At 46.9% G+C, this 19,911-nt stretch carries 21 protein-coding genes and 1 CRISPR repeat array; of the genes, 9 read left to right on the forward strand and 12 right to left on the reverse strand.

Going from position 1 to position 19,911, the window contains the following annotated elements:
• The first annotated feature begins 106 nt into the window (after positions 1 to 106).
• Positions 107 to 1,045 carry a LysR family transcriptional regulator gene (locus HRR27_RS08960; protein ID WP_173272957.1) on the forward strand — a complete coding sequence of 313 codons (939 nt, stop codon included), beginning with the start codon at positions 107 to 109 and terminating at the stop codon, positions 1,043 to 1,045.
• Between the two features lie 5 nt (positions 1,046 to 1,050).
• Here HRR27_RS08960 and HRR27_RS08965 read toward each other — a convergent pair whose 3' ends face one another.
• Positions 1,051 to 1,941, reverse strand: coding sequence for a LysR family transcriptional regulator (locus HRR27_RS08965; protein ID WP_173272958.1), 891 nt, complete (start codon positions 1,939 to 1,941; stop codon positions 1,051 to 1,053).
• Between the two features lie 16 nt (positions 1,942 to 1,957).
• Positions 1,958 to 2,764, reverse strand: coding sequence for a sulfite exporter TauE/SafE family protein (locus HRR27_RS08970; protein ID WP_197905398.1), 807 nt, complete (start codon positions 2,762 to 2,764; stop codon positions 1,958 to 1,960).
• A 478-nt stretch (positions 2,765 to 3,242) separates the two neighbouring features.
• Here HRR27_RS08970 and HRR27_RS08975 point away from each other — a divergent pair, with 478 nt between their 5' ends.
• Both HRR27_RS08975 and HRR27_RS08980 read left to right on the forward strand, forming a co-directional pair.
• Complete coding sequence (locus HRR27_RS08975) at positions 3,243 to 4,217, forward strand: DUF1852 domain-containing protein (protein WP_173272960.1); 975 nt, start codon at positions 3,243 to 3,245, stop codon at positions 4,215 to 4,217.
• 33 nt (positions 4,218 to 4,250) lie between these two features.
• Positions 4,251 to 5,279: a methionine synthase gene (locus tag HRR27_RS08980; protein ID WP_173272962.1), complete on the forward strand. Its 1,029-nt coding sequence runs from the start codon at positions 4,251 to 4,253 to the stop codon at positions 5,277 to 5,279.
• Between the two features lie 160 nt (positions 5,280 to 5,439).
• Here HRR27_RS08980 and HRR27_RS08985 read toward each other — a convergent pair whose 3' ends face one another.
• The 5 genes from HRR27_RS08985 to HRR27_RS09005 all read right to left on the reverse strand — a co-directional run bounded on the left by HRR27_RS08985 (position 5,440) and on the right by HRR27_RS09005 (position 8,162).
• Positions 5,440 to 5,913 carry a GNAT family N-acetyltransferase gene (locus HRR27_RS08985; RefSeq protein WP_197905399.1) on the reverse strand — a complete coding sequence of 158 codons (474 nt, stop codon included), beginning with the start codon at positions 5,911 to 5,913 and terminating at the stop codon, positions 5,440 to 5,442.
• Positions 5,914 to 5,920: 7 nt separating this feature from the next.
• Positions 5,921 to 6,871, reverse strand: coding sequence for a glutamate--tRNA ligase family protein (locus HRR27_RS08990; protein WP_173272964.1), 951 nt, complete (start codon positions 6,869 to 6,871; stop codon positions 5,921 to 5,923).
• Positions 6,871 to 7,659 carry a glutamate racemase gene (gene murI / locus HRR27_RS08995; RefSeq protein ID WP_173272966.1) on the reverse strand — a complete coding sequence of 263 codons (789 nt, stop codon included), beginning with the start codon at positions 7,657 to 7,659 and terminating at the stop codon, positions 6,871 to 6,873. The genes HRR27_RS08990 and murI overlap by 1 nt, the downstream gene beginning before the upstream one ends.
• A 112-nt stretch (positions 7,660 to 7,771) precedes the next feature.
• Positions 7,772 to 7,978: a hypothetical protein gene (locus HRR27_RS09000; RefSeq protein ID WP_173272968.1), complete on the reverse strand. Its 207-nt coding sequence runs from the start codon at positions 7,976 to 7,978 to the stop codon at positions 7,772 to 7,774.
• Positions 7,968 to 8,162 (reverse strand): hypothetical protein, encoded by a 195-nt coding sequence (locus HRR27_RS09005; RefSeq protein WP_173272970.1) that lies wholly within the window; start codon positions 8,160 to 8,162, stop codon positions 7,968 to 7,970. The genes HRR27_RS09000 and HRR27_RS09005 overlap by 11 nt, the downstream gene beginning before the upstream one ends.
• 477 nt (positions 8,163 to 8,639) lie before the next feature.
• Here HRR27_RS09005 and HRR27_RS09010 point away from each other — a divergent pair, with 477 nt between their 5' ends.
• The 5 genes from HRR27_RS09010 to HRR27_RS09030 are packed head-to-tail and all read left to right on the forward strand — an operon-like array spanning position 8,640 to position 13,359.
• Positions 8,640 to 9,566, forward strand: a complete 927-nt coding sequence (locus tag HRR27_RS09010) for a metal ABC transporter solute-binding protein, Zn/Mn family (protein ID WP_173272972.1) — start codon at positions 8,640 to 8,642, stop codon at positions 9,564 to 9,566.
• Positions 9,559 to 10,344: a metal ABC transporter ATP-binding protein gene (locus tag HRR27_RS09015; RefSeq protein ID WP_173272974.1), complete on the forward strand. Its 786-nt coding sequence runs from the start codon at positions 9,559 to 9,561 to the stop codon at positions 10,342 to 10,344. The genes HRR27_RS09010 and HRR27_RS09015 overlap by 8 nt, the downstream gene beginning before the upstream one ends.
• 13 nt (positions 10,345 to 10,357) lie before the next feature.
• Positions 10,358 to 11,722 carry a metal ABC transporter permease gene (locus tag HRR27_RS09020; protein WP_173272976.1) on the forward strand — a complete coding sequence of 455 codons (1,365 nt, stop codon included), beginning with the start codon at positions 10,358 to 10,360 and terminating at the stop codon, positions 11,720 to 11,722.
• Complete coding sequence (locus HRR27_RS09025; RefSeq protein ID WP_173272978.1) at positions 11,719 to 12,648, forward strand: metal ABC transporter permease; 930 nt, start codon at positions 11,719 to 11,721, stop codon at positions 12,646 to 12,648. The genes HRR27_RS09020 and HRR27_RS09025 overlap by 4 nt, the downstream gene beginning before the upstream one ends.
• A 3-nt stretch (positions 12,649 to 12,651) precedes the next feature.
• Entirely contained in the window at positions 12,652 to 13,359 is a 708-nt protein-coding gene (locus HRR27_RS09030) for a metal-dependent transcriptional regulator (RefSeq protein ID WP_173272980.1), read from the forward strand.
• Between the two features lie 65 nt (positions 13,360 to 13,424).
• Here the strand turns inward: HRR27_RS09030 and HRR27_RS09035 are convergent, their stop codons facing one another.
• Together HRR27_RS09035 and HRR27_RS09040 are read right to left on the reverse strand one after the other, a co-directional pair.
• A complete protein-coding gene (locus HRR27_RS09035; protein ID WP_173272982.1) occupies positions 13,425 to 13,838 on the reverse strand; it encodes a Spy/CpxP family protein refolding chaperone in 414 nt (137 codons plus the stop codon).
• 261 nt (positions 13,839 to 14,099) lie between these two features.
• Positions 14,100 to 15,677, reverse strand: coding sequence for a SulP family inorganic anion transporter (locus HRR27_RS09040; protein ID WP_173272984.1), 1,578 nt, complete (start codon positions 15,675 to 15,677; stop codon positions 14,100 to 14,102).
• Positions 15,678 to 15,782: 105 nt separating this feature from the next.
• Here HRR27_RS09040 and HRR27_RS09045 point away from each other — a divergent pair, with 105 nt between their 5' ends.
• On the forward strand, positions 15,783 to 15,920 hold the full coding sequence (locus HRR27_RS09045) for a hypothetical protein (protein WP_173272986.1): 138 nt from the start codon (positions 15,783 to 15,785) through the stop codon (positions 15,918 to 15,920).
• A gap of 132 nt (positions 15,921 to 16,052) precedes the next feature.
• Positions 16,053 to 17,971: a CRISPR direct-repeat array (repeat unit 28 nt; unit sequence GAAACACCCCCACGGGCGTGGGGAAGAC).
• A gap of 58 nt (positions 17,972 to 18,029) precedes the next feature.
• Here HRR27_RS09045 and cas2e read toward each other — a convergent pair.
• Genes cas2e through cas5e form a run of 3 tightly spaced genes read right to left on the reverse strand, consistent with a single transcriptional unit; the run spans position 18,030 to position 19,909 of the window.
• Positions 18,030 to 18,320, reverse strand: a complete 291-nt coding sequence (gene cas2e, locus HRR27_RS09050) for a type I-E CRISPR-associated endoribonuclease Cas2e (RefSeq protein WP_173272988.1) — start codon at positions 18,318 to 18,320, stop codon at positions 18,030 to 18,032.
• Positions 18,298 to 19,185: a type I-E CRISPR-associated endonuclease Cas1e gene (cas1e, locus tag HRR27_RS09055; RefSeq protein WP_173272990.1), complete on the reverse strand. Its 888-nt coding sequence runs from the start codon at positions 19,183 to 19,185 to the stop codon at positions 18,298 to 18,300. Before cas1e ends, cas2e begins: the two co-directional genes overlap by 23 nt.
• Positions 19,178 to 19,909, reverse strand: coding sequence for a type I-E CRISPR-associated protein Cas5/CasD (gene cas5e / locus HRR27_RS09060; RefSeq protein ID WP_173272992.1), 732 nt, complete (start codon positions 19,907 to 19,909; stop codon positions 19,178 to 19,180). The genes cas1e and cas5e overlap by 8 nt, the downstream gene beginning before the upstream one ends.
• Between the last annotated feature and the right edge of the window lie 2 nt (positions 19,910 to 19,911).

Here is a 19,911-nt window from a genome sequence, read left to right on the forward strand (position 1 = left end):
CCGACTAACCTTTAGCGCAATCACGGTTTTACCTGATTTAAATTTTACAGTCTCTGCTGAACCAGTAGAATGTCGGCTAGAAAAATAATCTAAGACTCGACAAAAGATGCTTAATATCACCTTCAACCAAATCCGTCTTTTTGAAGCGGTGGCGCGCCATAAAAGCTTTACAAAAGCCGCCAAAGAGTTAAATATCTCGCAACCAGCGGTATCCAGTCAGTTAAAAAAATTAGCGGATTCCATCGGAAATCCACTGGTCGAAGTCGTCGGACGTAAGGTGTATCTCACCAAAGTTGGCGAAACCACTTATCAACAGTTCCAAACCTTATTAGACAACTTTGATGATTTTTCGACCCGTTTAAAAGCCAGCCAAACCGGCGGTTTGGAAGGTGAATTGAGCATCGCCGGCGTCTCGGCCAGTAAATATTTTCTGCCGTTCATCTTGGCGAAATTTCTCAAACAGCACCCGAAAGTCACGCCCAAACTGTCGATTCTCAATAAAAGTGAAATCATCAACAGCCTGCAAAACCAACAGCATCAACTGCTCATTACCGGCCGAGTTTTTGCCGATATCGATGCGAACTTTGAGGCCTTTACCGACCAGACCCTGGAAGTAGTCGCCGCTCCAACCGACCGCCTTAGCAGTCACGCCAAACTGAGTTTGAAAAGCCTGACCAAACAAAACCTGATTCTTCCAGCGGAAGAAACCAGCATCCGCCAAGCAGTCAATCAAGTGCTTGCTGAAGAAGGTCTTAAAATAACCCCTTATTTAGAACTGAACAGCTACGAGTTGATTAAGCAATCGGTCATCGCCGGTCTCGGCATCGCTGTTCTGCCGGCAGACGCTTTCCGCTTGGAAGAATACAGCGGCCATATCGTCCGTTTGAATGTCGATGACTTCCCTATCAACAAACATTGGTACTGCGCTTACCACGACAAGAAAAACCTGTCACTGGTCAGCCTAGCGTTTCTCGACTTTTTACACTGCTATCCGATTGAAACCCATCTCAAGAAAATCTACAGCACGGTTGGCAAACAGGAATAACAACTCTACAGTTTCATTTCATTGGCGATTAACTGAATCAAGTCTTTAATATATGGTTGATGCGTTATGGCACGTGGCGTCGCTGCATAAAGTTTTGACCAAAGTCCTTGCTCACCTAATGAGCGATAAGGTAAATGCTGAAAATCCACTTGGTTCTGTAATAACCATTTCGGTAACACACAAATACCGCGCCCCGCTTCAACCCGTTGCAGCATCATAATCGTCATTTCCGAATAACTCAGCGCTTGCGGTTGAACCCCTGCAGGCTGCAAAAACTGCTTAAAGACATCTAACTTTTGTTGCGAGACCGGATAAGTAATCAAGGTCTGCGAAGCAAAGTCTTGCGGACTTAAAAAGACGTTTTCCAATAACTCACTATTCGGTGTTAGTACCGCTACCAGTTCATAACTGAACAGCGCGGTATAGTCGATCTCTACCATTTTTTCTGGGTCGGAAGTAATGACAAAATCCACCTCTTGCGCCTGCAGTTTTTGCAAAGGCTGTTGATTAAAACTTGGCACAATATCTAAATCGACACTCGGCCATTTTTCTTGATAAGGGCGCAATAATGGCAAGAGCCATTCAAAGCAGGTGTGGCAATCAATGCCAATCCATAAACGCCCTGTCTCGCCTTGGCTAAGGGAAACCAACTGTCGTTCTAATAGCTGCATTTGCGGTAGTACAGTTTGTGCGCTCTGCAATAGCAACTGCCCCACGGCGGTAAATTGTAATGGATGGGTTTTCCGCTTAAAGAGTTCCGCTCCAAGCTGATGCTCCAACTGTTTTATTTGATGCGACAAGGCTGACTGCGTCATATGCAACGATTCGGCTGCCTTCACTAAGCTGCCTGCCTTATTCAAGGCGGTAACCGCTTTTAAATGTTTAATATCTAGCATTAATCCTCAACAGCCCTTAATTGGTAAAAAACAGCATTTTCGCTGCGAGTAGTATCAAAAACACACCGAAAGCACGCTTTAACAGCTTAACTGGAAGTTTATGTACAAGTTTTGCACCAACAGGTGCCGTAAAAATACTCGCCATAATAATGCCGAAAAATGCCGGCCAATAAATATATCCCGTGGTGTAATCCGGCAAATCGGTGGCCTGCAAACCCGCCAAAATATAGCCGATGGTTCCTGCCAAAGCCACAGGCAAACTCACCGCTGCAGAAGTGGCAATCGCTTGGTGCATGGAAACATTATTCCAGACCAAATATGGCGTAGTCAGGGTTCCGCCACCAATCCCGACCATTGACGAGAGATTACCGATGACAGTTCCCGCTGCCGTATTACCAACAAAACCGGGAAGTTCCCGACTTGGATTAGGCTTTAGCGCCAACAGCATATTTAGGGCAATTAACAGCTCCAAGATTCCAAAGATTTTTGACAGTGTGCCAGAAGCAAAATACTGCGATAACCAGCCACCGATAAAAGCCCCTGCAAGCACACCGAAAGCCAGCATTCGAAACAGATTCCAACGAACAGCGCCATGCTTGTGGTGCGCATAGGCAGACGAAAGCGATGTAATAAAAATGGTGGCCAGAGAAGTGGCGATTGCGATATGCACGGTTTGGCTTGAGTCGATAAAGTAAGTTAAAGCCGTCACTAACACCGGCACAATGATCAAACCACCGCCAATACCGAGCAAGCCCGCCGCAATACCGACAAAGGCGCCGGTAACTAAATAAACTGATAATTCAATTACAAAGTGTTCAGGCAAAATAGATTCCTAAGGAACCTCTGATTGAATCAGATTAATTTCTGGCAATGCCAAATTTGTCAGGTCAAGGCGTGAAGTTGCAGGAATGTCTAGACCTTGCAAAACTTCATAACGCAGAGATGGCAGGTTTGGCTAAGCCCCTATGGGCGAGGCTTCCATGCCCCCTGGTTTTTTAAAACCTTTTGAGCAGGTGGGAAGCCCACTTCTTTGTCGTTGTAATCCTTGACCTTAGAACAACTAAGGCCGGCGTGCCACGCCTAAAATAAGCGAGCTTGAAGTCTCGCAGAATTTCAATTTGATTCAATCAGAGGTTCCATTACGTTTAAATTCTGTAGCGAATTATAAAGAACACCATGCAGACAATAACCTGAAATTAATTCAAGTTCAGTTGAAATTAAGTCATTTTTATTCCGTAAAAGAGTCCCGTAACATTCTCAGCCAGACAGCAAGCAAGACACAAATAGGATGTTACATCGCCATGAATACTGACTTTACATACAGCATTAAACGAATTGTTTTCGATGAGCACTATACCCCTGCGGACAATACGCGGATTACTACTAACTTTGCCAATCTCGCGCGTGGCGAGCGCCGCCAAGAAAATTTACGCAATGCCATCAAGATGATTAACAACCGGTTTAATGCCTTGGCTTCTTGGGACAACCCGAAACTGGATCGTTACTCGGTTGAACTGGACATCGTTCATGTAGACATTGATGTTGATGGCTCAGGCAAAACCTTCCCGACCATTGAAATTTTACAAACCACCATTGTTGATCACAAAACCGAGCAACGAATTGAAGGCCTTGTCGGCAATAATTTTTCATCCTATGTACGCGACTACGATTTCAGCGTGCGCTTGTTAGAACATAACCGAGATAAAGCGCAGTTTAGCGTGCCTGACGATTTTGGTGATCTGCACGGCAAGATGTTTCAAGCTTTTATCCATTCCAATGCCTATCAGCAGCATTTTAAAAAGCCTCCGGTGATTTGCCTCAGCGTGTCGGATAACAAAACCTATCATCGCACGGAAAATCAACATCCGGTATTGGGCGTTGAATACCTGCCAAATGAATCGTCTTTGACCGAGCACTATTTCAAAAAGATGGGCTTAGCAGTTCGCTATTTTATGCCGCCCAATAGCGTCGCCCCTTTGGCGTTTTATTTCTTTGCTGACCTACTAAGCGATTACAGCAATCTCGAGTTGATCAGTACCATCAGCGTTATGGAAACCTTCCAAAAGATTTACCGCCCGGAAATTTATAACGCCAATGCTGCGGCAGGCGAGTGTTATCAGCCTAGTTTGCAGCACCAAGATCATTCTTTAACGCGCATCGTCTATGACCGTGAAGAGCGAAGCCGCCTAGCGATTGAACAAGGTAAGTTCGCTGAAGAAAAATTTATTAAACCCTTCCAAACACTACTAGAGCAATGGGCGGCGAATTACGCTTAAAAAATGCCAACATTATTTATAGAGAAAATGAAAATGCATAAACTACTCCCTACTTCCACCGTCGGCAGCTTGCCGAAACCTTCTTGGTTGGCAAAACCTGAGACACTTTGGTCACCTTGGAAATTGCAAGGCGAGCAACTGGCGGAAGCCAAACAAGATGCTCTGCGTATCACGCTGCAAGAACAGATTCATGCCGGCATTGATATTGTCAGTGACGGTGAGCAGACCCGCCAGCATTTTGTCACCACTTTTATCGAACACCTCGATGGAGTCGATTTTGCAAAACGCAAGACCGTCAAAATCCGCAATCGTTATGAGGCCAGTGTGCCGTCAGTGGTCGGTGATGTCAGTCGCCAAAAGTCGGTTTTTGTCGAAGACGCCAAGTTTTTGCGTCAGCAAACCAAGCAACCGATTAAATGGTGTCTGCCGGGACCAATGACCATGATTGATACGCTGTATGATGCGCATTATAAAAGTCGTGAAAAACTCGCTTGGGAATTTGCCGGCATTTTGAATCAAGAAGCCAAAGAACTTGAAGCATCCGGTGTCGATATTATCCAATTTGATGAGCCGGCTTTTAATGTGTTTTTTGACCAGGTCAATGACTGGGGAATTGCCGCACTGGAAAGAGCCGTTGAAGGGCTAAAATGCGAAACGGCTGTGCATATCTGTTATGGCTATGGCATTAAAGCCAATACCGATTGGAAAAAAACCTTAGGCTCTGAATGGCGACAATATGAAGAGACCTTCCCTACATTGCAAAAATCGAATATCGACATTATCTCGCTGGAGTATCAAAACTCGAAGGTGCCAATGGAATTGATGGAACTGATTCGCGGTAAGAAAGTGATGGTCGGCGCGATTGATGTTGCCACCCATGCTATCGAAACCCCCGAAGAGGTCGCCAATACCTTGCGCAAAGCCTTGCAGTTTGTCGATGCCGACAAGCTATATCCTTGCACCAACTGCGGTATGGCGCCACTGCCTCGCCATATTGCCAGAGGCAAGCTCAACGCCTTAAGCGATGGTACAGCCATCCTTCGCAACGAAATTTCGAACTAGGAAAATCAAGGTCTCAAAAAACACCAGTTCAAAAGCAGTGTTAAATTAAATCGTGACACTGCTAGTGAAAAGGTTCGAGTTCCTAGTATTGATATTAGCTATTCAAAAGCTTGCATATCACAGCGGCACAATTATTGTGTCTAAGGCGGATAATAGCGATTCAACTAATGATTAGTTTTTTATCAAGCGAATAATTAATTAGCACCTCAGCATTACGCATTACTTGGTTGGTCTGTCGGTATTCGAAACCCTGTTTTTCGAAAAACGGACGGGCGACTTTTGAAGCTTCGACATGAAGTTTCAAAATATTCCTTTCCTGAGCTTGCTGTTGCAGATATTGATACAAAGCACTCATCACTCCTTGTCGTTGAAACTCTGGATGGGTATAGGCGCAGTCAATATGTCCATCGTCTTCCAATTCAATAAAACCAACAATACGATTATCTTGCCAAGCAACAAATGGCTGATTTCGTTGTAATCGCTGCTGCCAGAAATGATAATCAGGAGGTGTCGGCGCCCAAGCCTCTTGTTGTTGTCTCGAGTAAACCTTGTCGTCGATTGCATGCACGGAAGCGTGATATAAGTCGGCAATCTCGACGGCATCTTCCGAATGATAATCTCTTATTTGCAACACTGTGACTTCACGACTTATCTAATTGATTTTGAAAAACATCCAATAATTCAGAGGCTGTTTGAATCCTTAGCGCATGGCGCTCTGACAAACCGAGCCAACGGACACACTGCTGGATAATTTCTGCAACCGACAATCCGCTGCTGTAGATAGGCGTACTTTGCGCACCGGCGGATTTGGAAAGTTTGCCGCCTTGTGGATGTTCGATAAGTGGATGATGCCAAATTTGCGCTTGGCTGAAATCGCTAAATTGCAAACTCTTCGCTAAGACCGTTTGAAAACGACTGGAGTCGATTAAATCCGCACCGCGAATAATCAAATTCACCTGATCTTGCTGATCCTGAAAGACTGAACCGAGATGATAACCGGCCAGATCATCGCGACGCCAAATCACCCAATCGTCGGCAAACTCTGCATTACTCTGTTTGTCGGCGGCAAAGCGAATCGCGGTTTCACCCGCTCGCCATTCACGTTGCAGATTGCGACAAAAGCCTGGGTAGATATTATGCGCTTGCAGCTCTTTACGACTGCAGTTGCAGGCATAGGCTTTATTCTCGGTTAACAATTGCTCGGTCAATTTTCTTAAATCAGGCTGTACAAAGGAAAAGCTGACCTGTCGTTGCTCGGCAACGGTTTGCGGACCGAAGTCCCAATCTAAACCCAACCAGTCCAGTGTTTTAAAAATCGCTTCGATGTATTCTGGTCGGCTGCGCGTCAAATCCATATCATCAATCCGCAAGCCAACCTCGCCGTTAAGTGAGCGCAACAACAGCCAATTCAGCAAAAAATTCATGACATTCCCGCGATGCAAATACCCAGATGGCGTTGGGGCCAAACGCCCACGCCATTGATCGTGCATTTGAGCAGCCAAGGTATGATAAAGCGCCGACAAACCCATCGCATCTTGCGCGCTGTTTTGTAATGGCAAAGCGACCAACTTAGCCGTTTGAGCCGTGCCCATCAAAACGCTTCCAGCGCAACAGCGCAACCCCACAAGCGGTTCATCTGCTCAGTAACCTTAGCGATTTCAGCGCTGGTATAAAAGCGTTCACACCCCATTTGTACTCTAGGGTTAAGCAACTCAGCCGTTGCCAAGCGGCGCTGCGTCTCTTTTGCCACTGCTAACTCGGTACTGATTACAGTAACGCCCTCTCCAGCAACTTGTCGAATCACCGGCGCAAGATGAGCAAAATGCGTACATCCCAAAATAATCGTATCCGCTCCTTTTTCCAACAACGGCTGCACATAGTGCGCCACCGTCTCAGCCGCTTGCGCATAATCTAGCTGTAAATTCTCCACCAAGTGGACTAATTTCGGACTGGGTTGAATCGCCATCTGAACATTCCCAGCAACTCGATTGGCGAGGGCGTCAAACGCTCGGCTGCTCAATGTTTTTTCGGTCGCCAAAACGCCGATAACGCCGCTTTGAGTATGAATCGCAGCCGGTTTCACCCCAGGCTCAACCCCGATAAATGGCAGCGCATAGCGCGCACGCAAGGTTTGAATACTTACCATCGTCGCGGTATTGCACGCCACCACAATCGCCTTGACGTTTTGTGAGAGCAGAAACTCCACCACCGCAATTGAACGCGCGAGAATTTCCGCCTCGGACTTTTCACCATAGGGCGCAAATCCAGTATCGGCAACATAAATAAGGTCTTCATTGGGCATTAATTCGCGCAGTTGTTTGGCAATCGGCAAGCCGCCAATACCCGAATCAAACACCCCGATTGGTCTAGAGTTTTCCATCAACGATTTTGCATTCAATCAAAAATAATCGTCCGATTATAGTAGTTCAGCGCAAAGACTGCCATAGAACAAAGCTAAGGCACCGCGAGTCCAGCTTAATGACGCCAATCGCTTAATCGCGCTGAATCAAACCAAAGAAAATTTCAAAATCCTGACCCGGATTGTCTAGCGCAACTTCGGAGCCGATATCCCACTGAGTATTTGCTGATATCTTATGGGTGAAACCGAAACTTCCATAGGGAATATAGTCATCGTTCAAGTCCCATGCACCGATATATTCAACATAACCACCGGTATCAACATCCTTGTCATAGCCCAAAACCGCAGTATGACTCCCAGCCCATCATCTCATCAGCAACACCGTCATAGAGATAATCCAGCTGTACTTGTACTCCGACACCAAAACCACTTAAATCGGTTGCATAGGTTAGGATCAGTCCGCCTTCTACTTCGCCATTGCTGAAATCACCACTTGGTAGTTTAAGGTATGGCAGTAATGTCATAGCACTGTCCCCGTCATCATTGCTCCACAAATTGATTTTTGAACGCAGTTCGATTTTGCAGACTTTCTGTTACATAAGGACGATCTGCCGCCAACGGCCGTAAATCACTCGCAGGCACTGATAAAATAACGATTAAACTCAACCTGACACTCACTACCTTACCGCAAACCCATATTAAATTTTCCAAGCACCTCTCTTAAGCCCTTGACAACTTTTTAGACTAAACTAATTTTTTTATTAGCCTTTAAGATAATAAAAATTCTGGGCAGTTAATTATTTTTTTCAATTACCCAAACAAATCTTGAACTGTAAAATTTTCGCTGGTATATTTAGACGGTCTGCGATTTTTAGCCTTGTCTAAAATTTATTTTATTGAATAATAAGTTTATGCCATTCAACACGACAGTCGGCTGTTAAAAACCTAAGGAGACACAGAATAAGTCCCGATTGACTTTCCCCCTCTTTGGAAGCGATTTAATGCAAAATTCACACCCAAAATCCACATCCCTGTTGTTATCAATTGCCAGCTTAGTCCTGCTCAGTTTTAGCAGTTTGGCACAAGCGCAACTTAAGGTAACCACCACCACCGGCATGATTGCCGATCTGGTTCACAACATCGCGCAAGACAGAGCCCAAGTGCAAGCACTGATGGGCGTTGGCGTCGACCCGCACTTGTATAAAGCTACACAAGGTGATATTCGTAAACTTAGCCAAGCAGACATTATTTTTTATAACGGCCTTCACCTCGAAGGCAAAATGCAGTCAATTTTCGACAAAATGGCACACAAGCAAACGATTGTCGCCGTCACCGCAAACATTCCAGAAAGCCAACTGATTGCCCTCGACCAATTGCACGACCCACACGTTTGGTTCGATGTGCGTTTATGGCAATTAGCTGCCGATAAAGTCGCCGAAACACTGGTACAAAAAGACCCCGACAATGCTGATTTTTACCGTCAAAACGCCGCACTGTATCAGCAAAAACTCACCCAATTAAATCTTTGGGTGAGCCAAGAAATGGCTAAGATTACGCCCAACAAGCGCGTCCTAATTACTGCACATGACGCCTTTGGCTACTTTGGTAAAGCGTATGATTTAGAAGTGATGGGCTTGCAAGGCATCAGCACCGCCGGCGAATTTGGTTTGCAAGACATCAAACAACTTAAAGACATTATTGTTAAGCGCGGTATTTCCGCGGTATTTGTCGAGTCCAGCGTCTCGCCAAAATTTATCCAATCGTTGGTCAAAGGCGTTCAAGCCGAAGGACAAAATCTGGTCATTGGTGGTGAACTTTATTCGGATGCCATGGGCGCAGCAGGCTCTGGCGCAGATAATTACATCGGCATGGTGAAGCACAATGTCAGCACCATTGCCAAAGGGTTGATGGGAGCTGCGCATGAGTAATCAGATTCCGCTCAGCGTTGAACAGCTGTCGATTCGCTACCACCATAAACCGGTATTAACCGATGTCAGCTTTACCATTCCTGCCGGCAAAACGGTGGCGATTGTCGGCCCAAACGGCGCCGGTAAATCCTCTCTGCTCAAAGGCATTATGGGACTCACGCCGGTGATTCAGGGTGACGTGCATTTTTATGGACGGCCACTGAACGAAAAACGCTTAACCACCGCATATGTACCGCAACGCGAGGAAATCGACTGGGATTTTCCGATTGATGTCATGGATGTCGTGTTGATGGGACGCCACGGCCAACTAAAATTTTGGCAACGCCCAACCCAATCAGACCGCGACCTTGCTGAACAGGCACTCAAAGACTTACAAATGTGGGACTTTCGTGACCGTCAAATATCGCAACTCTCCGGCGGCCAGCAGCAACGGGTGTTTTTAGCTCGCGCTTTGGCGCAACAAGCCAGTCTTTATCTGATGGATGAACCCTTTGCCGGCGTTGATGTCGCCACGGAAAAAGCGATTATTGAGCTGTTTAAACAGCTCAAAAACAAAGGCAACACAGTGGTGTGCGTGCATCACGATTTAAACACCGTAGGCGAATATTTTGATTATGTACTGTTGATTAATGCGCGTCTCATTGCCGCTGGACCCACCGCCGAAGTACTGACCAAAGAGAACCTAAATAAAACTTACGGCGGACGTTTATCACTGCTTAACGATTTAACCGAGCAGATGTATCGCAGTCGTCTCGACAACGCTCACCAAAGCGACTAAGGGATGGCACAGAATGAATGCTTTTGACGCTTACCCAACCACCGATTTTATTTCGCAAGCTTGGCATCATCTCCAGGTTTTTTGGTCATTTGAAGACATCAATGCCACTTGGGTACTGTTCGGTAGTTTGTTACTGGGAATGAGCGCTTCGGTGATCGGTGCCTTTGCTTTTTTACGCAAACGCTCGCTGCTCGGCGATGCGCTGGCACATGCCGCCTTACCGGGCGTTATGATGGCATTTTTATTAAGCGGCAGCCGCGATGCCGAAGTGATTTTTGTCGGCGCGCTGGCATCCAGTCTCATCGGTTTTTGGATTATTGACTGGCTCCCGAAAAACACCAAAATCAAACCGGATGCCGCTTTGGCAATTACCTTGTCATTCTTTTTTGCACTCGGCCTAATGCTACTTTCATACATCCAAAACACCGATCTACCTGACAAAAGCGGTTTGGATAAACTGCTGTTTGGTCAAGCCGCCGCAATCACCTCTGAAGACATTCAACTATTGATTATCGTGACCACGCTGGTTTTACTCACCGTACTCCTGTTTTTCCAGAAACTGCGTCTGATTACCTTTAATCGGTCTTATGCCAAAACCTTAGGCATCAACGTCAAGTTTTACGAGATGTTACTCGCCATTATGATTGTGCTATCGGTCGTTGTTGGCTTGCAACTGGTCGGCGTCGTACTTATGGCCGCAATACTGCTCACGCCAATAGCCGCGGCGCGCTTTTGGAGCCATCAACTCAGCACGCTGCTAATGTTAGCCGCCCTGTTCGGTGCCATTAGCGCGATACTTGGCGCACAAATCTCTTATGTTGCTCCTGCCATGCCTACCGGCCCTTGGATTGTCGTCAGTCTATCACTGCTGTTTTTCATCAGCTTTTTAGTGGCGCCCAAACAAGGATTATTGAAACGTTATTTGGAGTACCGTCGCTTAAAACAGCGCGTTATTCTGGAAAACATCTTACGCACCCTATACAAACTATTGGAGCGCGAACACTTCCAACGCAACCAATTTACCTTGGCGGAAATTACCGAACTGCGCTCGCTAAAAAGCATTCAACTTAAACAAAGCCTAGCCATTTTAAACAAACGCAAATTGGTGATAGAAGCCCAGCAACGCTATTCACTGAGTGAAGAAGGTTTGCTCAAAGCCATTAAATTGACCCGCCGTCATCGCCTGTGGGAGAGTTATTTAAGCCAACACGCCGATTTAAATTCTGAGCAGGTTCATCAGCAAGCAGAACGAATTGAGCACATTTTAAATAAAGAACAAGAACAACAAATTGTCGCCGAACTTATGGAACAATTTGATCCGCACGGTTCACCAATCCCCAAACTACCATCGCAAAATCTTCAGGAAAAAAGCCAATGAGTGGGTTTACTATAGACGACTGGATACTCGATCTCTGGATTATCGGCACCGCCAGCCTGGTGGCCGCGTCCTGTGCTTTAGTGGGCGTATTTTTAATCCTACGTCGGCAAGCGTTGATGGGAGACGCCATTTCGCATTCGGTGTTACTCGGCATTGTTTTAGCCTATCTTCTGTCAGGCAGCAACAGCCTTAGCATTATGTTGCTCGGCGCCGTGATTATCGGCTTAATCACCACTTGGCTCTCTGAAAGCTTGCATAAAATCAGTCGCTTACAGAGCGATGCCAGTATCGGCATAGTGTTTACCCTATTTTTCTCACTTGGGGTCATCTTGGTTTCACTCTATACCGGACAGATTGACCTTGACCAAGAGTGCGTTCTCTATGGTGAAATCGCTTTTGTCCCATTTGATACTCTCGTTTGGGGCGATATCCAAAACGGGGGCACGGAGCTTGGCCCGCGCGCTTTTTGGCTGATACTAATTGTCTTCATTTTAGTGGTCGGCAGCATTGTATTCGCCTTTGAACGCCTTAAAACCGTGACTTTCCATCCGAGTTTGGCGGTTTCTCTGGGAATCAGCATCTCGTTTTGGCACTATTTTTTAATGACCTTGGTTTCGATGACAACGGTGGCTTCATTTGACGCCGTTGGGGCGATTTTGGTGGTCGCTTTATTGATTATTCCGGCAGCAAGCGCCTATTTATTCGCTAAATCGCTCAAAAATATGCTTCTCTTAGCGGTGCTTTATTCACAATTGGCTGTTTGGCTGGGTTACGCCGTTGCCTTCCAATTAGACAGTTCGATTGCCGCATCCATTGCCGTGAGCGCTGGCTTGCTTTTACTGGTCAGCCTATTCGCACTGCAACTGCATAAACGACGTCAAAAGCATTTTTACACGCAACAACTCAAAACCGAACAGGCAGGTTAGACAATGAGCGTCCAGAAAAAAACCACTCAACAAGCGCCCTCTCGTGCATGGGAAGATTATTTAAAAACCATCTACAAATTAGAAAAACCCAATTCAAACGAAGAAAAAGGCGTACAGACCAAAGATGTCGCCGAACGGCTGTCGATTTCGCAAGCATCAGTCACCAATATGCTCAAAAAATTGGCCGACGAAGATTACCTAAAATATGAACCCTATTACGGCGTTAGCTTAACGGAATCCGGCAGGATGATTGCCATGAAAATGGTGCGAAACCACCGTATTTTAGAAACCTATCTGGTGGAGCGTTTAGGCTATTCATGGGATGAAGTGGATGAGGAAGCGGAAACTCTGGAACATTTTTTATCGGATAAATTGGTCGAACGAATGTGGAACGATTTGGGGCAACCCACGCATGATCCGCACGGCTCGCCAATCCCGAACGTCAATGGGGTGATTACCCCAAATCAAGCACTAAACCCACTTGCGGAAACCGCCATCAACCAAGCGGTCACATTGCAGCGCATTAAAAACCGTTCGCCACAGGAGTTGCGCTATTTAGCGTCTATTGGCATGCATATCGGTGCAAAAATCGTCATTAAAAACCAAGCGCCATTTAATGGCCCGCTGTTGATTGAAGTGGATGACGCGCAATTTCATGCGTTGGACTACCGCATGGCGTTGGCATTATTCGTCGCGACGCCAGAGGCTTAAAGCAACTATCGCCCAAAAGCCCCCAACGCGATTACGAAATTTTTTCTAAATTTTTTCTAAATTTTCTAAAAGGTAGCCAGTTCAATTAGCTCGGCAAACTGTTCTGGGCTAAGAATCGCTTTTAAGCCTTCAGCACAATCGACCGTCAAGACCAAGCGTTTAGCTTCCATTTTCGCCAAGGACTCAATCAATTTTTGCTCAGCCGCTGGATGCGGTTTTGGGTCAAACAAAAGATCGCGCAGCTCCGTTTTAACCAAATGATACTCGGCATTTAAATACTCTAAATCAGCAAAACTTTTACGCGAAATCGAGCGCACTTGCTGCATCTGCTCGGGCGTCAACTCAAATAAATTCAAATTATCCATCAAAACGGGCATCAGCTTAACCACCGGATCGGCGGGCGTAAAATCCTTGGCTTGTGCCGAAAACGTCAAAGACAAAAACAGAACGACAGAGAGAACGGGCATGATTTTCAACATGTTATAAACACCTTTTGATTTTGTGATTGATGACGCAAATAAATTTACTAACCCAATTGATTATCACGAATAGTCTAAAGAACGCAAGCCCCCCAGCATTCTAAACCTAAGTTGACAGAATATATCAATCGTTACAGCAACTTACTTCTTTTCGGGCTAACGAAAAGTGGAAAAATACACTGTCATTTACGAGACACAAAAAAAAACGCCCCGATTAAATCTAATCGGGGCGTTTTATTAAACGAACTTCTCGTCAGCGGACTATCGCTTACCGCTCATGGACACATGATAATGCGGGTCTTCCGAGACATTAACCTCAATCAAATCACGCGCATTATGCAACAAGGTTTGGCACTCTGGACTGAGATGCTTCAAAGTCAATTTCTTACCGGCCGCCTTGTATTTCTGGGTTAAATTCTCAACCGCTTCAACCCCTGTATGGTCATAAACCCGCGAGTGCATAAAATCAATATGCACACACTCTGGATCGTTTTTCGGATCAAAACTGTCCATAAAATTTTTCGCCGAAGCGAAGAACAAAGGCCCCTGTAGCTGATAAATTTTAATCAATTTGCCGTCTACCGTCTCTTGCGAAGTGGTGATTAAAATGCGCTGCGCGTGTTGCCATGCAAACACCAATGCGGCAATAATCACCCCGGAAATCACCGCCACCGCAAGGTCGAACATCACCGTTAATACCGTAACCACTACGACCACAAAAGCATCCGCTTTAGTCATACCGCGCATTATCTGTAAGCTAGACCAGTTAAACGTCGCAATCACCACAAAGAACATCAAACCAACCAGCGCGCCGATTGGCACCATTTCAATCAACGGTGAAATCGCCACAATCATCAGCAGCAACACAAAAGACGCAGTGATTCCAGACCAACGTCCGGTGCCGCCGGATTTCACATTAATCATCGACTGACCGATCAGCGCACAGCCGCCCATCGTACCAAAGGAACCGGCCACACAGTTGGCCGAACCCAATGCGATACACTCTTTATTCGCCTTACCGCGGGTTTCGGTAATGTCATCAATTAAGGTCATCGTCAACAGCGATTCCGTCGAACCAATGATTGTTAGGATGAGCGCATAAGGCAAGACAATCCATAAAGTGGTCAACGACCAAAACCCTTCCGGCAAGGTCGTTACCCAGCTCAAACCTTGGAAACCACCCTGCGTACCATCACCAAAAATCAAAGACTCCAAGGTCCCGGAAACCGCCGCTTTATCCCCAACGGTAATCGCATTTAAATCAAACAACGCCACCACCACAGCGACCAACACAATCGCCGCCAAAGCCGACGGCACCGCTTTAGTCACTTTAGGCAGTAAATAGATAATCGCCAAAGTCGCCGCAATAATCGCCACCATCATCGTCAGCGCATCACCGCTCAACCAATTGCCGTCAACATCTTTAAACTGCGTAAACTGCGCCACCAAAATAATCAACGCCAAACCATTCACAAAGCCCAGCATCACCGAACTTGGCACCATGCGGATAAACCGCCCCCATTTCATCAGGCCGATGATTATCTGAAAAACCCCCATCATAATCACCGCCAAAAATAAAAACGCCGCGCCATGCTCCATCACCAAATGCATCATCACCACCGCCAGCGAGCCAGCCGCCGCCGTAATCATCCCCGGACGACCGCCAAAAATAGCCGTAATCATGCCAACAATCACCGCCGCATACAGCCCCACCAAAGGGTGAACACCTGCGACAAACGCAAACGCCACCGCCTCAGGAACCAACGCCAACGCCACGGTAATCCCAGACAAAGTGTCATTTTTATACGTTCGCCAATTAAAAGGCTGACTTGGATTCATACAATACTCCTGAAATTTTGGCCAAAAAACTGGCGCAAATTCTACCAAAAAGCCGCTAGAATTATCGGACTATCAAAAACTTAGCGATAAAAATCGAGGAAGATTATGTGGATTGAACACATCGGCACCATTGGCATGATCGCCGTGGTGGTATTGATTGCTGCACACTTTGCCGTGCATTTTTTCTTTAAATGGAAAAAACGAAAACAAAAACAACAACAACAACAACAACAACGAGATTAAACAAGACTACGGAAAACAAACAACTGCCACCAGCGCAAGGCTATGCCAATGGCATCCATTCGAATACACAAACTAAGCCTCCATCAGCGCGAGGAAGACGGCTTGTGCCGCGTTGATCTTATCGCGTTCGAGAAAACATCCCCACTGGCGTGGGGAAGACCATTTTAAGATTTTGGCCAGCTCCCAGAATCGGGAAACACCCCCACGGGCGTGGGGAAGACAAAACGCTAGTTTGCTCAGGGTCAGAAGTAATAGAAACACCCCCACGGGCGTGGGGAAGACGCGCTTGGTTTGGATTTAGCCGACACGCTAACGGAAACACCCCCACGGGCGTGGGGAAGACCGATGATGACGGTGACGAGTATAAATGGATATGGAAACACCCCCACGGGCGTGGGGAAGACGACTTCAATCAATCGATTCTGCAAACGGCCATAGAAACACCCCCACGGGCGTGGGGAAGACATACAGTGCATCTAATATTTTATTTTCAAATTAGAAACACCCCCACGGGCGTGGGGAAGACGCCAGCCGCCTATTGTCGAATTGCCGCCTCAAAGAAACACCCCCACGGGCGTGGGGAAGACCAGAGTTTGAAAACAAAATTCGCCAAAAAGAAAGAAACACCCCCACGGGCGTGGGGAAGACAACTACTACCAGCTGGCACCTATCCGGCGATCAGAAACACCCCCACGGGCGTGGGGAAGACTGTGATAAGTCATCCGGCTTGAAACTTGATTTGGAAACACCCCCACGGGCGTGGGGAAGACGTGAATCTACTATATATATATATAGAATTATTAGAAACACCCCCACGGGCGTGGGGAAGACCAATCAAAATAAAAGAGATGGGCGATAATCACAGAAACACCCCCACGGGCGTGGGGAAGACTTTTTGAAATGCTGGAGATGATGAACCCAAGAGGAAACACCCCCACGGGCGTGGGGAAGACGCCTAATTGCTGTTGCGGTCATGTACTCCACCAGAAACACCCCCACGGGCGTGGGGAAGACAAAACCCGGCAAGAGGCATGGCGCGCAATTGGAGAAACACCCCCACGGGCGTGGGGAAGACAGGTTATGCCGCGCTAAGTGAATATCACGGTTAGAAACACCCCCACGGGCGTGGGGAAGACAACTACTCTGATCTTGAAGATCACGAGAAGGAGGAAACACCCCCACGGGCGTGGGGAAGACGCTTCTGCTGCATCCTCTAAAGCCCAAATCTGAGAAACACCCCCACGGGCGTGGGGAAGACTGGCACCTATCCGGCGATCATTGTTGAGTCTGAGAAACACCCCCACGGGCGTGGGGAAGACATATCAATGTATCGTCCCTCAAAAATGGACTGAGAAACACCCCCACGGGCGTGGGGAAGACAAACTGTCCTGTATTGCTTGGCTAATATCTTTGGAAACACCCCCACGGGCGTGGGGAAGACTTTTCACGGTCTGAAACTGTAGCCACTTGCACAGAAACACCCCCACGGGCGTGGGGAAGACTTTGTAATGTCGCACTGCATTTATGAACTCCTAGAAACACCCCCACGGGCGTGGGGAAGACGAGGCCCGCAAGGGCAAAATGGTCAATGGCGTAGAAACACCCCCACGGGCGTGGGGAAGACTGTTATGTACCTCAAACCCATGCTCTTTCAAAAGAAACACCCCCACGGGCGTGGGGAAGACTTAAAGTATCAAAGCAAATCGAAGAAGCAAAGGGAAACACCCCCACGGGCGTGGGGAAGACCCAAGGCAGATTTCCCTCCACCACCCGATGTAAGAAACACCCCCACGGGCGTGGGGAAGACGTCTATGGCAGCAAAATACTCTAATGCCGCTTGGAAACACCCCCACGGGCGTGGGGAAGACGTTATCTCAAGCTTGCAAGAGTCACCTAGCCGAGAAACACCCCCACGGGCGTGGGGAAGACTTATAAAGCAGATCAATACCGCTTTGCTTATGAGAAACACCCCCACGGGCGTGGGGAAGACAGTATGTAGCGACACTAGATAGTCGCACACGCAGAAACACCCCCACGGGCGTGGGGAAGACATCAACAAATTGTTAAAGAACGGTACTGAAACCACAATTTGCTGTGTTGGGTTACAGATTAAAGCGTTTCGATCTGTTTTTCAATGACCAGTTGCAGACCGGATATTTCGATGATTTGACGGTTATGATCACCAAGCCCTCGAATTTCATAACCCGGGGTTTCGGCGATACGACGAAATATCATCAAGCCGCTTTCCGCAGGGCAATGTTCATAAAGGTAGTCCACCACTTTTTTGGCCACCGAGTCTTTTATTCCAGAAACAAACACATTGGGTTTGGGTTCGACAAACCAGAGTTTCATACGCCCGCGAACCGCAGGCGGTAAATCATTTGCGAGGACGACGAGCACGTTTTTCTCCCAAAATAGCTTCAATATCTTTGGCAATGGTTTGCAACAGATCCATTTCAATCACTCGGTCTTTAAAAGCATTGGCGACTTTATATTTGTTATAGCGCCCACCCATTTGCAAGGTGAGCGAAAAAGCTAAATCAATACAAAGGCGTTCTTTGTATAAATCAGCCAAATCATAAACAAAAGGCAAAGGACTGCCAGAGTGAATAAACCCAATATGCGGTGAATAACCCAGTGAATGCACGACTGAACTTAAAATGCCGTAAAGTGCCGCGTTACAGGAGGTGAGAATTTGGTTGGTCATATCACTGAGTTCAAATTTACCTTGCACAAATTTGCGCCCTTGCCAACCAACGCCATATTCTTGGGCTTTTTCCTCATAAATTTGCCGTACCCGATAGCCTTCCATACCCATCATTTCGGCTAATGCTTTCCCTTCCAAATCCGCGCTAGGAAAACGTCGCATAAACATTTTTCTGGCGATTTCTACGGACTTAATCGGGTCGGCAGACAGCTCTATTTGGTGGCGCAGATTTCGCGTGTCAGAAGATGGCGTTTGTCCGGCGGCATAAAACAATAAGCTGTCTTCACCCACCCAACAGATGCCACAGTTGGCAGCGGCTGTGACCTTAACCGCCTCATGGGTAATGCTGGTGCCAGGCCCTAATAACAGACAATTGAGCGTGGCAATGGGTAAACGCACCACATTACCCGTGCTGTCTATCCATTTGACGCTGGCATCGTCAATCTCTAGCCGACCGCGTTCTAGATAAATAAATGGGTATTTATCTTTGACTTGCGGCAGGCTATCGCGAGTGACTTTGATAAACAGGCGTTTTACCTCCTGTTTCGGCTCAGCCACCTTCGTAATCCTCTTGTGAATAGAACAAGGTCACTTGGCGGTCACGGTATTTTTTGTGCTGACCAAATTGAATCGGCACATCATTGAGCGTTAAATGTTCATCGCCCTCCTGTTCGCCTTGCAACACCTGAAAATCTTCCAACAGTTTTTTACTCACGGCAATCTCAGCGGCTTTGATTTTTAAGGCCGAAAGGTCATTAAAAACACCTTGAAAAACCAGTTCGGTTGGGATGCAGTTTTTGCGCCCCAAATAGATGTCCCAATTCGGATTTTGCAAGGCTTGCGCAAGGTCATCTGCCAAGTCCGCCGGTACTTGCAAGGCCACGGCAAAAACCGCGTCTTGCAAATAATAGCGGTAGGTCAACTTTGAACCACCGCCTACGGCTTTTTTACCTTCTGCTGTTTTGGGTATTAATAAAGTTTGCCAAGGGTCTTGATCGTCATACCCATTTCCCACCGTTTGAAAATCCCGCAAAAGCGGTTGTTTGTCTTGCCTTTGTTGCTTGGCATTGGTTTTGCGATAGCTAATGACCTGCATATCCAAGGGTGCAAAACGCACCAACAATTCGGATTGCTCACCGCCCGCACCCAAGGCGCTACAGACCAAACCCAACACGCCGGATTTGGTGGGGAATTTTAGGGTATCACGCCGTCCAAATTTGGAATCCGCACCCCAAGATTGCAGGGGTGCTTCAAACCAAAGCAATAGATAAGGATCACTCATAA

This window comes from Thiosulfatimonas sediminis (genome assembly GCF_011398355.1).
In the GTDB taxonomy this organism is placed as follows: Bacteria; Pseudomonadota; Gammaproteobacteria; order Thiomicrospirales; family Thiomicrospiraceae; genus Thiomicrorhabdus; species Thiomicrorhabdus sediminis_A.